The sequence below is a fragment of the Paenibacillus sp. GCM10027627 genome (assembly GCF_042675505.1).
Taxonomy (GTDB): domain Bacteria; phylum Bacillota; class Bacilli; order Paenibacillales; family Paenibacillaceae; genus Pristimantibacillus.
In genome coordinates this window covers 22,272-34,490 of the sequence record NZ_JBHTHB010000002.1, presented here as the reverse complement: position 1 = coordinate 34,490, position 12,219 = coordinate 22,272, and the positions used below count along the sequence as shown (strand labels likewise).

Sequence of the window (12,219 nt, the reverse complement as noted above, 5' to 3'; positions counted from 1 at the left end):
TTATCCTATATATTACTACAACCTTCCAAATATGCCTATCAAAATAAAAAAGTCTGAAGTAGGCTTAAAATAATCCAGGCTTTAAAATGGAGGAGCAGTGAAGTCTAATCCGCTGCTTTTTTTGCTTTGTAAGAAATAGGATATAAATATTCCTTGCATCAAGAACGTATGTTCTGTGTATAATAAATACGGATACAGAACGTATGTTCGAAAGGCAGGGTTTGCTTATGCAACAGGACCGCTCAATTTTGCTCGTAGATGGTCAGGCGTTTTATGCATCAATAGAAAAAGCAGCTCACCCGGAATATAAGGATAAACCTGTTGCGGTCGCCGATCCGTCTCGTAGAAGCGGAATCATTCTTGCGGCTTGCTCCATAGCCAAAGAGCGAGGCGTGACGACAGCAAGCAGGGTTGGGGAGGCACTTGCGCTATGTCCCGATTTAATCGTGATCAAGCCGCGGATGCAGCATTACATTACCGTTTCTCTTTTAATAACGGAAATATTTGAATCATTTACCGACTTAGTTGAACCGTACTCCATTGATGAGCAGTTTTTGGATGTGACCGGCTCGGTTGGAATTTACGGATCGGCGGAAGACATTGCTCGTCAAATACAGCAGCGCGTACTTTTATCGACCGGAGTATGGTCGCGGGTCGGCATCGGACCAACCAAAATTCTCGCCAAAACGGCGACCGACAACTTTTCCAAAAAGCGGCCTGACGGTATTTATAGCTTAAATCAACATAACATCGAACGGGATTTGTGGCCGCTGCCTGTCCATAAAATGTTCATGGTGGCTAACCGGATGACCCAGCGCTTTGTTCTGCGTGGAATTCATACGATTGGCGATATCGCCCGGATGGAGCTGGCGGATTTTAAACAATTAATGCGGCGCATGATGGGCAAACAATCGGATATCCAAGCGGAGTATTATTGGCAAACTGCACGCGGCATAGACCCCAGCCCGGTCGTACCGTCGATTAGAGGGGCATTAAAATCCGTAAATAACGGTAAAACTTTGCGCGCATCGCTCTATACCCGTAAAGAAGACGTGGAGGTCGTTATTTTGGAAATATGCATGGAGGTGTGTCGCCGAGCCCGCGATATGGGCGTGCAAGGACGTGTCGTGTCTTTAGGGATCGGTGAATCGGACGGACATCGGGCAAACGTGTTCAACCGACAATGTACGCTGCCGCATCCGACTAATTTAACACATGAGGTGACGGCTGCCGTACTGCGCCTCTTTGACGAGCATTGGCAAGGGCTGCCGACGAGCCATGTCATGATTGCGCTAACCCAACTATCGAGCGACGAAGTGCAGCAGCTCGACCTATTTGACGATCGGGCCAAAATTTATAACCTGGAGCGGACAGCGGACGGAATAAAGGATCGTTTTGGAGATGCGGCCATTATGCGGGCATCGTCGTTGTTGGATGCGGGAGTGGCTCGTGAGCGTGCGGAACAGATCGGAGGTCACTTTAAATGAGCAAATTAGACGGCAACGAGAGATGGAAAACGAAAATGTTGCTTACCGAGCATAAAGAGCAGTATGATAAACGTCATGAGCCAAAGCTGACGGGGCGGCCAACTCTAGAGGAAATGACTCAGATTAGAGATTATATCATGTATCCGTACATGCTCGAAATGATCGAAAAAAGTTTACATGAGATGGCCGTTATACAGGTAGCTTTAAAGAGTGTAATGGTACGATGCATGGAGTATTTAAGGCGAAGAGTAACGGATGATTATTATGCTGTAAAACGCGAGCTCAAAGGTAAAAACATAAAGGTGGCTGGTGAGGAGACCGAAGAGGGAATTTTGTATTACCGATATTTTTGTCGGGGATATGAAGAAAGATTCGGTATTGTACGAGAAGCATTGCGAAACGAGATCGTCGTTCGTATGACCCAGTATACGAAAGAAATCGGAATGCAGCTGAAAAAACAATGAGGAGATAACTAGACTATGGCAAAGGGAACCGCAAAACCGAAACGGCCGACGAGGGACGAATATGTACTGGAAGAATTAGGCGAACGGCTAGTCGAAGCTCACCAAGAGGAAGCGACGGTTCGGATGGATGTCTGGAACTGGGAGGAGCCGGTTCAAGGTCGAATCGTGCATATGGATTCCCGTACAAAACTTGTTCATGTTGAGCAACATGGCGAAATTACAAAAGTTCCTTTTATGGATATTATGTCCCTCCAAAATGCTGGAGCTGATTATTAATAAAGTACCTGAAGCGACAATAAGAAATAAAAAAACACCTGATAAAGGTGTTTTTAATTTTACGATATGAATCACTTATTACAGTGGGTATTTACGTAATACACCTGTTGCCGCGTGAGAAGAATTGTTGCTTTCGGCTTTAATGGACAGTTGGTAAGAACAATTTGAATGCAGTTTTATGTTGTATGTTGCAGAACCGTTCCCCACTTTTTCAAATGCAATTCCATGGGTACCAGCAAGGGGACCTTCAGCGGGGCATGTTTGGTGTACAACTAAATAAGCAGTGCCATTACCATGCGAGCTTACTGTCACTTGACCAAACTGACCATGTCCTTGAATTGTGCCGCTAGCAGTACCCTGATTGTAGGCAGTAACATATAAGGATAAGACGTCACTGTTCGCTGAAACAGCACTTGACCCAACTAACCATATAAGCAAAGTAAGTCCAATAATTCTAAGTTTGTTTTTCATACTTATCCTCCTCGGTATTTTTGGGAAATCGTTTATTATTCCAGTTTATCCCCGCTAGTGGAGGATTTTTAACTCCTTTCTACTAAAAAGGATCGCATAGTTGACGCTTGCTTATTGTACTACTATTACTAATTATGATGTAATATGATAATTAATTGATTTTTTATAAAAATAAGGAAATCAATATATGCAATTAGGGTGAGTTTGTAAAATATGGAGTGCGAGCTTGTTTTACTTTGCGTCATTATTCTTGATTAAGTGGGATTAGTTAATGGGCAGCATTTGCGAGTAAATGAATACATCGGGTATTACAATTCAGATCGCTGCCAATGGACATTAAAAAAGATGACTACTGATGAATTCAGAAGTCATCTTTTGACGGCTTAGTCCACAAGGTCCTTTTATAAACTGTCTACAAATCAGGTTACGTTCACCCGTAATAGTTAGCGGGCTTTTTTTATTTCTTTTCTTTTTGAAAAACGGCCCTGTACTTTTGAACTGCTGCATTGATTTTTCCATCAACGAAAGAAATACCTGGTTCTTGATCAATGATAGTATCGGAGTAATAAACGATTAGATAGTCATTAGCCTGGTAAAACGCATAGAAATCTTGTGCAATTTTTTCAGAGTGCTCTTTTTTAAGCCCAAGGAAGGATTTTTTTTGATGCTCCTCGTTTTTAAAATGAAGAACGGCTAATCTACCTGGATTATTGGATATTGTGAAATATTGAGTTTCCCATTCATTGTTTGCAAGCCATTCAATATTCGTCCTATTATCAGTAATTTGTATATCCATGCCTTTATCAATCAGTATGTCCTTTACGTCTAGACTTTTTTGAGTGTTTGAGCAACTTACAAGTAGCAAAATTAACACCAATAATAAGGGGATTTTTAAGACATTTTTAATTGTCATTCTTCCTCCTTCAAAAATAAAACTGTCATCTACATGATCTCAAAATGAAATACTAGTGCCGGTAAACAGCTTCCTGAAACCTTCTTCGTTAATCTCTTTATGACGTAACGGCACCACAACTTCAGTGACTAAATCATTTATTTCATCTTCAACTTCTAGTATTCTAGCCTTCATGCTAGTAGGTCTCCTTCTTCAAATAGTGCTTCAAAAATGATATGGAAACCTAAAGCCCGTAAGCCAAAAGGTTTCAGGCGTGATTCAATTACCTTTTCGAAATACAAAATCCCCTTTACTTTACCAGAATTAAAAACTTCCCGCAGGTAAAAGTTTCATGTTTAAAAAGCCAATCCAAAAAGCCCGTTGACCACAAGGGAGCACGGACTAGTTAAATCCTTATCATTTAGCTACAAAAAATGTCTCCCTACCTAAGGAATCATCTTTCTAAACTGAATTAACTCATGAATATAATGATCCAGATTTTTTTTGGCCATTGCAAATTGGTTCAAGTCGCGGGGAGGACGATGGCTTCTTTGCTCAAAATCATGTTCAAGGGCTTCTAGAGCAAGTCCTGCGGCTAAAGTGCTTATGCCGTCGCCGATGGTTACGATGGAAACCCCAATAAAGGAAATTCGCGCTATATGTATATCCCTTAAACGGGCTTGCTGCTCGCTTTGCTTATTCTGATCCATTTAAATCCCACTCCTTTTATAAGGGGCATAGTTACTTATAATGCATGCTCTTAAACGTCAGGGCGTTTCCCTTTAGAAATATATGCGTTTGACCATTAGGACATGTTCAATAAAATGGTCAGCTTCTTCTCACACAGTTCTTTTAAACGGCTGACAATTGGAACAGCATTTTCAACAACGTCCGAATGAAGGGATGAATTGTTCAAGTGTTTCTAAGCCAAATTTCTCCCGTATTTACGGCAAAAACAACCCCAATCCAGTTGCTTTAAAAAAAATTTCTACAAGGCCGCATATATTTTCAAAAACGTCACAAAATATAGTCACATCCAACTAAGGAGTGACACACACATGAGCAGAAACAGTTCAAACCAATTGATCGTACCTCAAGCAAAAGCAGCAATTAACCAACTGAAAGCAGAAGCAGCTTCCCAACTGGGCGTTGCGCTTCAACCTGACGGTTACAATGGTAACCTGTCGACTCGTGAAGCGGGTTCCATCGGTGGCTACATCACGCAAAAATTGGTTCAAATTGCTGAGCAACAACTTAGCGGTGGCCAACGCAACTTCTAAGTAACACTTAAGCCCTTCGGTTCTTTTGAGCCGAGGGGCTTTTTATTTTGGCCTGCGCATTTTTTTCTATCCCGCAAACCCGAAAAAGGGTATAGTTGTTAAAAAAAGCAGTAGTGGGAGGAAAAGGGATGACGCTGCAATCAAAGTTTGTGGATAACAATGGCGTTCGCCTTCATTATTTGGATTCGGAAGGAACAAGCTCTGAAGTGCCCCTTTTCATTAGTCCGGGCCTTTCGGAGAGGGCAGAGGAATATGAGGAGCTTATCGCTTATTTGGCTCCCAGAAGATGTGTTGTTTTGTCATACAGGGGCAGGGGGAAAAGTGAAACGCCATTTGCCGGCTATGGGTTAAAAGAGCATGTTTCGGATTTGGATAGTGTGGCGCAAGCTGCGGGGCTGCATCTATTTCATCTATACGCCTATTCAAGGGGCGTATCTTATGCACTAGGGTACTTACAGCAAAATTCGGAAAAGGTGGCTTCAATACTGCTGCAGGACTATCCGCCCGAACATAAAGCCATGACAGAGGATTGGGCCGAAAATTATATCGGCAATTATCTTATTCCTAATAAAAGAACAGGACATATTCGTTCAGAAGCGGTATGGGGAATTCAGCGGGAATCCGAACAAATTCATTTTGATTTTACAATGGACAAGAAAATGCTTCTTTTGCGAGGTTTGCAAGAGGGAAGCTTGCTAAGCGAGCTTGACGTGGATCGATACATAAAACGAGCCTCTAATGCCACCGTTGTAGGTTTTGAACATTCCGCCCATGACATTAGAAGCGTGGAAAAAGAACTCCTTTTTCAAACCATAAAAAACTTTTTGCAAAAATAGGGGACGGGGATGGTTTAATCCCCGCCGCCACCGCCACCGCCGCCATCACTGCCGCTTGACCCGCCACTGCTGCCGCTGTCTCCACCCGACCAGCCGCCAGATCCGCTGCTGCCACCGCTGTCTCCGCCGCCGAACCAGCCGCCGCCAGATTTGCTGCTGCCGCTGTCTTCGCTGCCGAACCAGCCGCCGCCAGATCGGCTGTTGCCGCTGTCTTCGTTGCTGAACGAGTCGTTTCCAGATCGGCTGTTGCCGCTGTCTTCATTGCTGAACGAACCACTTCCAGATCGGCTGTTGCCGCTGTCTCCGCCGCCGAACCAGCCGCCGCCAGATCGGCTGCTGCCGTTGTGTTCGCTGCTGGACCAGGTGCTGGTCGAATGAATGTAATCATCACCATCATCGTCGGCTTTTCCATGTTTTCTTTTTTTAACGGTGTGGGAAATAGTAAAATTGTATTGTATGTTTTCTACATTTCTAGAATGATTGCCGCGCCTGTCGTACTTGTTGCGCCGATGTTTTGAGGCCAATTGAATCCCTAGTACACTTACCGAAATACAGAAGACGACCAAGCAGATGAATATAATAATAATAGTACCGACCATGTGTAGAACCTCCTTTATCCTGCAATCCCACTTTCATCCTAACATAACTTATTACATATGAACCATCGTTTGTTTAAATGGTCTGCACTGGTTTATTAACTTTTTGCCATGACTAGGCGTAAGTAAGTTAGATAGGAAATATAAAAATACATATGGCATTAGGAGGTTAAGCAACTTGAGATGGAGGTTTTTATGGGAAGGATTGCTGCTTAGTGCAGTGCTGCAAGCCGGTTATGTACTTTGGGCGATAATTCAAGGTTTTATTTTGACTAAAAACTACAGCCCGGCCATTTTGGAAAGTTACGAAAATGTAGATCATTTGCAAAGCCAAGTGGAATTTGGCGTAGTAGATCATTATGGATGGATCGTACAAGGTATCCTTTTTATTGGAACAACAGCTGTTTATATGCTTATAAGAAGCTTCATCGCCGCCAAGCGGAACAAGGGGGCTGTAAAATGAAGAAAAGGCATGTAAGAAGAAGCTTTTTTACTCTACTCATCGCGGTGTTCATCCTTGCCGGCTGCTCCAACGAGCACTTGAAAGAGCTTCATTTAATGGATCAGCAATGGACTGAACAGAAATTGGAGGAATACCGACTCGACGTTAAGCCGGGCACGCTGCTGGATGATTACCAGCTTCAAACAGAAGGGCTGAAAACGCAAAGCGCTTATCTGCTTGCTGGGGATGAGAAGCTTTATGTTTATTGCTTTGATTCTGAGGAACAATTGGTGCACGGATTTAAGGCGATAAAGGCTCAGACGGTTCATCTCAGCTTTTTGCCTCAATATTATTTTATTAACAATGTGATGATTGTTTATTTTATGATTGGGCCCGATCAGGAGCAATTCAAGCAAGTGGAACGAATGGTGGATGGATTTTTGGATGAACCCGCCAAATAAACGGGAAATGGCAAAGTTATTGCCCAGACTATTGCTCCTTATTGCCGCATATGGTGATAGAAACGGCATAGGGGGCGATCGGGATGGCGGAACAGGCTGCTTATTTAGTGATCTGGCTTATAGGATTGTTTGGCATTGTAGGAATACTTATTGGCTTGCTGGCCCGGTTAATCCAAAGAGATACATGGGAATACGACGAAACGTTTATTTGGCAAAGAAAAATAAAGGAATAGCGGGAAGGGCGCTTGGGGCATGCTACCTCTTGAATGGATGCAACTCCCATGATGAAGGAGGAAAGCAACATGGACCAAGTGAATAACGAGGCAGCAGAGAGCCGCGAATCCATCGTAGCCGTACAGAAAAACGGCGATGGAGACTTGACCGCATTCAAAACGTCCTCTGGCCGCGAACTGGATTATGCAGCAGCACTTCAAGAGGTTCAAGCGGGACGTCTTGCAGGCGTTAACGCGTTTAAAGGAAGAGACGGAGAAACGTATATTCGTGGCGATGCCGACGGAGATCCAACCAACAACCTGGATCAGCTTCCGTTATTTTAAGGAGTTTAACACTCAAACAAGTTCATTTCGCTTGAAAAAAACGGCTGCACTGCGTCTCCGATATGGAGGCAGGCGGCCGTTTTTTACATATATTCATCTGTTAGCTTTTATAAAAGATAAGTTTTTCGCTGCTCGACAATGGTCATCGCACCCGTTTTGCCTCTGAATTGGTCCAAGGCATCGCCATAATGCATGAGCCATACCCGCTTTTGAATCTCCTCAGGCAACGTTAACAGCTCGTCCAATGAAGCGTGAACGACCCCTGGCGGCTCTAACTGGCAGTCGTGATAAATCGTCTCTACTCCGTCTTCGATAAGAGCCTCCAGCAGCTTTTGGTCAAATTTCATATCTGCGGAGTAAAACCATTTCCGGTTGAAACGGAAGGAAAAGCTCGCTTTCCCTTCAATGTGTTTCGTTTGAATGAGCTCCACCGAAAGCCCTGGAGCAAGCTCATGCTGGATACCAGGCGCTAGCGGCCGAACTTCGAAAAAGTCGGACAACGCGTTTAAAGGTCCTTGCGTCAGCCCTCCCCGAAGCGTCGTCTCCCAAATCGGTTCAACCAGTTGTTCCGCGATGTACAGCACGGGTTTCCGATTATATTTAAACATCATTTGAAAAGCATACTCTTCAAGCCCCCCAACATGATCCCCATGGATATGGCTGATCAGCACGGCATCCAGCTGCGAGAAATCGAGTCCCGCCTCATGCAGAGCTTTCGGCAAAGTAATGCCGCAATCCACGAGCAGGCGGTAGCCGTCTACTTCTATTAAGGCGTTGTTATTGTCATACTTTTTGGCAAATGCACTGCCTGTTCCGATCATCGTCACCTGCATCCGGATTGTCCCCTCCCCAATACCATTCAAGTTAACTGTAACAAATTAATCGACCCTTGCCAATTAGAGGAACCACCTCAGCTTATGCCGACATACAATGTCAATGCTAAAGGATAAGTGAAGGGGATGGCGGTATGAGCAAAGGCAAAGGGAAAGTGACGAAAAAGAAGCAGCAGGCGAGTGATCGGAAGCATGTGTCCTATAAGCTTGTGCTGTCGGATACGTGTGCGGTGTGCAAAACGCCTTGCGCGCGAGGCCTAAACTATTTGGCTCGCCTGAGTGAGCCGGGGGCGGTAGGCAAAGGCGTTCCTTGCATTTTAACCAAAACGTACGTGTAGCCCTTTCATTTCCCGGGGAAGCGCAGTTTTCAACAAGTTTTGACAGCTGCCCGTCTTTCCACGCTCCATGAACAGAAATTGTTCCGGCAGCGGCGCAACTTTGTACAGGGAGACGAGTATAACCATACATCCAACATATTCGGACGGAGGTTATACATTGATGAAATGGCGGAAAGTAGCGGCTTTGATTTTGCTGCTCTCCCTGTGCGGCAGTACAGTTATTTTTGCTAATGCCGCCGTACAAAAGGTGCGAGTGCTGATTAACGGGGCGGAGCAGGACGACGGCGGCATTGTTTTCGACGGGAAAACTTATTTGCCGCTAAGGCAAGTTGCCGATTCTTTGCTGGCGATTGTAAACTGGGATAACGCAAGCAAGCGGGCAACCATATACAAGCCGAATGTCCACATGTTCCTTTATAAAGGAAACAGCCCATTTGGCGTTGTCGACAAAGGGTTTCAAGGGAAAATTAAAGTGTTCGCCCAGGTGGACAATTTGCAAACGAACATCGAAGCTGTAAAAGTATCGATTGCAGACCCAGGGGGCAAAGAAAGAAGCATTGAAAGCAAAAAAGTGCCTCGCGGCACCAAAGACATTTTTTGGTTTGTATCGGAAGAGTTCGATTACAAATTTGATTCGGCAGGACAATATACCGTCCGTTTTTATGTGCAGCTGGACGGTTCCGATGACTGGTCGGCCGTCTCTGAAAAAGTGGTAACGTCCAGAAATCCGTAATTCGCCGGGCCCCTCGTATTTGAGGGGCTTTTCGTTTGACCCGCTTGCGCTCGGCATGGTACGATGAGAAAGTATGATTAATTTTGTGAAATGGGGTAACAATCATGAGCGAGCACAAGCATGATCACGAGCACGGGGAAGATTGCGGCTGCGGACATGATCACGATCACGACGAGCATGTCTTTATCGTAACAAACGATGAAGGCGAAGAGCGCGAAATGGTTATGGTCTATACTTTTGAATCGGAAGAAAACGTATATGCTGTTTTGCTGGACCGTCAAGATCCTGAACAAGACGGCGTTATTTTCCGCATTGAAGAAGAAGGCGAAGAATCTTTCCTTGTTGGCATCGACGACGACGCCGAGTGGGAGCGCGTTACAGCTATCTACGAAGAGATCGCACGTACCGAGAACGAAGAGGAATAATCTCTTTTTGTTTTTAGGAACGCGACATGACAAAGGGGCTCCTCATCAGGCGTTGGCCAGAGTGGATGCCCCTTTTTTGTCATTTATTTTCTAGGATTGTAATAGACCGTTCTGCCGTTGAACATGGTTAACTCCGCTTGGAGTCCTTTGGCCATGTACTTGCAAAGCTCATTTGCTTTCGCTTTGTCTCCATGAGTCGCTTCGTCCGGCAGCACCACTTGAATGCATTTCACTTGCTGGCCGCTTGCGCTTGCCGTTTCGCTTGGCCCGATAATGATATGTTTGTAGTGGGAGCTTACGCCTTTTAAATAAAACCACCGGTCATCTCCTTTTGTTTCAATCGTGTAAGGAAATGCGGCTCCGGCGTAATCCCATCCGAGCTGCGTGCCGGTTAAGGCGGTTTGATCCCTGTACCGATGCAGCCGGTTTTGAATGTCTTGAAGCGTAATGTCTTGGTCCGTCGAGCCTTGCACAAGCTTAATGAAAGCACTCTGACTCATCAACCATCACCTCAAGCCCATCATAGCACGGGTCTGGCAGGCTGACAATAAGTCCCATTGCCCTTAAGAGATAGCAGTTTCTTCGACAATGACTTTGACAAACTCGATGCTGCGATCCTCTGGACCTTTCACGGGAAGACCGACTTCAACGTGGTCGACAATGTAGTCGATGTTTTTTTGCGAGATGACTTCACCCGGCAGCAAAATAGGAATGCCCGGCGGATACACATAAATAAATTCGGCGATAATCCGTCCGGCGGACTCTTTAAACGGAATGACTTCCGTCTCCCCATAGAAGGCGTCGCGCGGCGAAAGCGAAAGCTGAGGGATATCGGGAATTTTGACGACCAGCTCGCGGGATTCTGCTCCATCATGGAACGCATCCGATAAGCCTTGAAGCGCTTCAAGCAATTTTGCTACCGTTTCTGACGTATCTCCCGGCGTAACTAGGCAAAGAATGTTATACATATCGCTTAGTTCAATTTCTAAATTATAGTTGTCTCTTAGCCAGTTTTCCGTCTCGTAGCCCGTAATGCCGAGATGACGGACATGGACCGTAAGCTTTGTCGGATCGTAATCATAGGTAGCCTCGTCACCCAGAATTTCTTCGCCAAAGGAATACAGCCCTGGAATTTCGTTAATTTTTTTGCGGGTGTCTTGTGCTAGCTCGATCGCTTTGTCCGCAATATTCCGTCCGTTCAAAGCAAGGTTCCGCCTTGAAGTATCCAGCGAGGCGAGCAGGATATAGGATGTGGAGGTAGTCGTCAGCATGCTGATGATCGTTTGCACCCGATGCGGATTGACGCGGCCTCTCCGAATGTTAAGCACGGAGCTTTGCGTCATGGAGCCTCCCAGCTTGTGCACGCTAGTGGCAGCCATATCGGCTCCCGCCTGCATGGCGGACATCGGCAGCTTGTCATGAAAATGAATCAACACGCCATGGGCTTCATCGACGAGCACAGGGATATCGTAGCTATGCACGAGGTCGACGATTTCCTTCAGGTTGGCGCAAATGCCAAAGTAAGTCGGATTAATGACAAGAACGGCTTTGGCGTCGGGATGTTTTTCAAGCGCCCGCTTCACGGAACGGGTTGTAATGCCATGATCGATGCCCAGTTTGCCGTCTCTGGCCGGCGAGATAAATACCGGTCTTGCGCCGGCAAAAATAATAGCGGCCATAATCGATTTATGAACGTTGCGCGGCACAATGATTTTGTCTCCTGGAACGCAAACGGACATAATCATCGTGATGATCGCGTTGCTCGTCCCCTGCACGGAGAAATACGTATAGTCGGCGCCGAATGCGTCGGCCGCCAGCTTTTGCGCTTCTTCAATGACGCCGGTTGGCTGATGCAAATCATCGAGCGGGGCTATATTGATAAGATCGATCGACAAAGCGTTGTCGCCGATAAACTCTCGGAATTCCGAATCGCTTCCTACCCCTTTTTTGTGTCCCGGAATATGGAACTGAACCGGGTTTTGCTCCGCATGATGGCGAAGCGCAGTGAAGAGCGGGGTTTTATTATGATCCATCGCTGTCATCCCTGCCTTTCGTAAGTTGTACAAACAAGGTTGAGTATAACAAAAACAGGGGTGAATGCAAGTAAAAAAGGGCCGGGGACGCGCTT

Annotated in this window: 21 protein-coding genes; 13 read left to right on the top strand and 8 right to left on the bottom strand. The window is 45.6% G+C overall.

Annotated features, from left to right (window positions below):
* The first annotated feature begins 227 nt into the window (after positions 1-227).
* From ACFQZE_RS08210 to ACFQZE_RS08200, 3 genes are read left to right on the top strand one after another with little or no spacing between them, the layout of a single operon-like run.
* Entirely contained in the window at positions 228-1,487 is a 1,260-nt protein-coding gene (locus ACFQZE_RS08210) for a DNA polymerase IV (RefSeq protein ID WP_379355667.1), read from the top strand.
* A complete protein-coding gene (locus ACFQZE_RS08205) occupies positions 1,484-1,951 on the top strand; it encodes a YhjD family protein (RefSeq protein ID WP_379355665.1) in 468 nt (155 codons plus the stop codon). The genes ACFQZE_RS08210 and ACFQZE_RS08205 overlap by 4 nt, the downstream gene beginning before the upstream one ends.
* Before the next feature lie 15 nt (positions 1,952-1,966).
* Positions 1,967-2,227 (top strand): YolD-like family protein, encoded by a 261-nt coding sequence (locus tag ACFQZE_RS08200; RefSeq protein ID WP_379355663.1) that lies wholly within the window; start codon positions 1,967-1,969, stop codon positions 2,225-2,227.
* A 78-nt stretch (positions 2,228-2,305) separates the two neighbouring features.
* On the opposite strand, the gene ACFQZE_RS08195 is transcribed toward ACFQZE_RS08200, so the two are convergent.
* Positions 2,306-2,698: a hypothetical protein gene (locus ACFQZE_RS08195; RefSeq protein ID WP_379355661.1), complete on the bottom strand. Its 393-nt coding sequence runs from the start codon at positions 2,696-2,698 to the stop codon at positions 2,306-2,308.
* A gap of 258 nt (positions 2,699-2,956) precedes the next feature.
* On the opposite strand from ACFQZE_RS08195, the gene ACFQZE_RS08190 reads away from it, so the two are divergent.
* A complete protein-coding gene (locus ACFQZE_RS08190) occupies positions 2,957-3,085 on the top strand; it encodes an IS3 family transposase (protein WP_379355659.1) in 129 nt (42 codons plus the stop codon).
* 70 nt (positions 3,086-3,155) lie between these two features.
* Here ACFQZE_RS08190 and ACFQZE_RS08185 read toward each other — a convergent pair whose 3' ends face one another.
* The 3 genes from ACFQZE_RS08185 to ACFQZE_RS08175 form a co-directional block, all read right to left on the bottom strand.
* Complete coding sequence (locus ACFQZE_RS08185; RefSeq protein ID WP_379355657.1) at positions 3,156-3,611, bottom strand: hypothetical protein; 456 nt, start codon at positions 3,609-3,611, stop codon at positions 3,156-3,158.
* Between the two features lie 39 nt (positions 3,612-3,650).
* Positions 3,651-3,785, bottom strand: coding sequence for a hypothetical protein (locus ACFQZE_RS08180; protein WP_379355655.1), 135 nt, complete (start codon positions 3,783-3,785; stop codon positions 3,651-3,653).
* 251 nt (positions 3,786-4,036) lie between these two features.
* Positions 4,037-4,300, bottom strand: coding sequence for a translation initiation factor 2 (locus tag ACFQZE_RS08175; protein ID WP_379355653.1), 264 nt, complete (start codon positions 4,298-4,300; stop codon positions 4,037-4,039).
* Positions 4,301-4,648: 348 nt separating this feature from the next.
* On the opposite strand from ACFQZE_RS08175, the gene ACFQZE_RS08170 reads away from it, so the two are divergent.
* Together ACFQZE_RS08170 and ACFQZE_RS08165 are read left to right on the top strand one after the other, a co-directional pair.
* On the top strand, positions 4,649-4,870 hold the full coding sequence (locus ACFQZE_RS08170) for an alpha/beta-type small acid-soluble spore protein (protein ID WP_379355651.1): 222 nt from the start codon (positions 4,649-4,651) through the stop codon (positions 4,868-4,870).
* Positions 4,871-4,998: 128 nt separating this feature from the next.
* Positions 4,999-5,706, top strand: coding sequence for an alpha/beta fold hydrolase (locus ACFQZE_RS08165; RefSeq protein ID WP_379355649.1), 708 nt, complete (start codon positions 4,999-5,001; stop codon positions 5,704-5,706).
* Between the two features lie 14 nt (positions 5,707-5,720).
* On the opposite strand, the gene ACFQZE_RS08160 is transcribed toward ACFQZE_RS08165, so the two are convergent.
* Positions 5,721-6,305: a hypothetical protein gene (locus tag ACFQZE_RS08160; protein ID WP_379355647.1), complete on the bottom strand. Its 585-nt coding sequence runs from the start codon at positions 6,303-6,305 to the stop codon at positions 5,721-5,723.
* Between the two features lie 175 nt (positions 6,306-6,480).
* Between ACFQZE_RS08160 and ACFQZE_RS08155 the strand changes: the two genes are divergently transcribed.
* The 4 genes from ACFQZE_RS08155 to ACFQZE_RS08140 all read left to right on the top strand — a co-directional run bounded on the left by ACFQZE_RS08155 (position 6,481) and on the right by ACFQZE_RS08140 (position 7,762).
* On the top strand, positions 6,481-6,765 hold the full coding sequence (locus ACFQZE_RS08155; protein WP_379355645.1) for a hypothetical protein: 285 nt from the start codon (positions 6,481-6,483) through the stop codon (positions 6,763-6,765).
* A complete protein-coding gene (locus ACFQZE_RS08150) occupies positions 6,762-7,205 on the top strand; it encodes a hypothetical protein (protein WP_379355643.1) in 444 nt (147 codons plus the stop codon). The genes ACFQZE_RS08155 and ACFQZE_RS08150 overlap by 4 nt, the downstream gene beginning before the upstream one ends.
* A gap of 83 nt (positions 7,206-7,288) precedes the next feature.
* The gene (locus ACFQZE_RS08145) at positions 7,289-7,438 is read left to right on the top strand and encodes a hypothetical protein (protein ID WP_379355641.1); all 150 of its coding nucleotides are present in this window, start codon (positions 7,289-7,291) and stop codon (positions 7,436-7,438) included.
* Positions 7,439-7,507: 69 nt separating this feature from the next.
* Entirely contained in the window at positions 7,508-7,762 is a 255-nt protein-coding gene (locus tag ACFQZE_RS08140; RefSeq protein ID WP_379355639.1) for a DUF3892 domain-containing protein, read from the top strand.
* 107 nt (positions 7,763-7,869) lie between these two features.
* Here ACFQZE_RS08140 and ACFQZE_RS08135 read toward each other — a convergent pair whose 3' ends face one another.
* Positions 7,870-8,601 carry an MBL fold metallo-hydrolase gene (locus ACFQZE_RS08135; protein ID WP_379356975.1) on the bottom strand — a complete coding sequence of 244 codons (732 nt, stop codon included), beginning with the start codon at positions 8,599-8,601 and terminating at the stop codon, positions 7,870-7,872.
* 128 nt (positions 8,602-8,729) lie between these two features.
* Here ACFQZE_RS08135 and ACFQZE_RS08130 point away from each other — a divergent pair, with 128 nt between their 5' ends.
* The 3 genes from ACFQZE_RS08130 (at position 8,730) to ACFQZE_RS08120 (ending at position 10,091) form a co-directional block, all read left to right on the top strand.
* Positions 8,730-8,933 (top strand): hypothetical protein, encoded by a 204-nt coding sequence (locus ACFQZE_RS08130; protein ID WP_379355637.1) that lies wholly within the window; start codon positions 8,730-8,732, stop codon positions 8,931-8,933.
* A 160-nt stretch (positions 8,934-9,093) separates the two neighbouring features.
* Positions 9,094-9,666 carry a stalk domain-containing protein gene (locus ACFQZE_RS08125; protein WP_379355635.1) on the top strand — a complete coding sequence of 191 codons (573 nt, stop codon included), beginning with the start codon at positions 9,094-9,096 and terminating at the stop codon, positions 9,664-9,666.
* 104 nt (positions 9,667-9,770) lie between these two features.
* Positions 9,771-10,091 (top strand): DUF1292 domain-containing protein, encoded by a 321-nt coding sequence (locus ACFQZE_RS08120; protein ID WP_379355633.1) that lies wholly within the window; start codon positions 9,771-9,773, stop codon positions 10,089-10,091.
* 83 nt (positions 10,092-10,174) lie between these two features.
* On the opposite strand, the gene ACFQZE_RS08115 is transcribed toward ACFQZE_RS08120, so the two are convergent.
* Complete coding sequence (locus ACFQZE_RS08115) at positions 10,175-10,591, bottom strand: DUF1885 family protein (protein WP_379355631.1); 417 nt, start codon at positions 10,589-10,591, stop codon at positions 10,175-10,177.
* Between the two features lie 63 nt (positions 10,592-10,654).
* Positions 10,655-12,124: an aminotransferase class I/II-fold pyridoxal phosphate-dependent enzyme gene (locus tag ACFQZE_RS08110; RefSeq protein ID WP_379355629.1), complete on the bottom strand. Its 1,470-nt coding sequence runs from the start codon at positions 12,122-12,124 to the stop codon at positions 10,655-10,657.
* Positions 12,125-12,219: the final 95 nt, after the last annotated feature.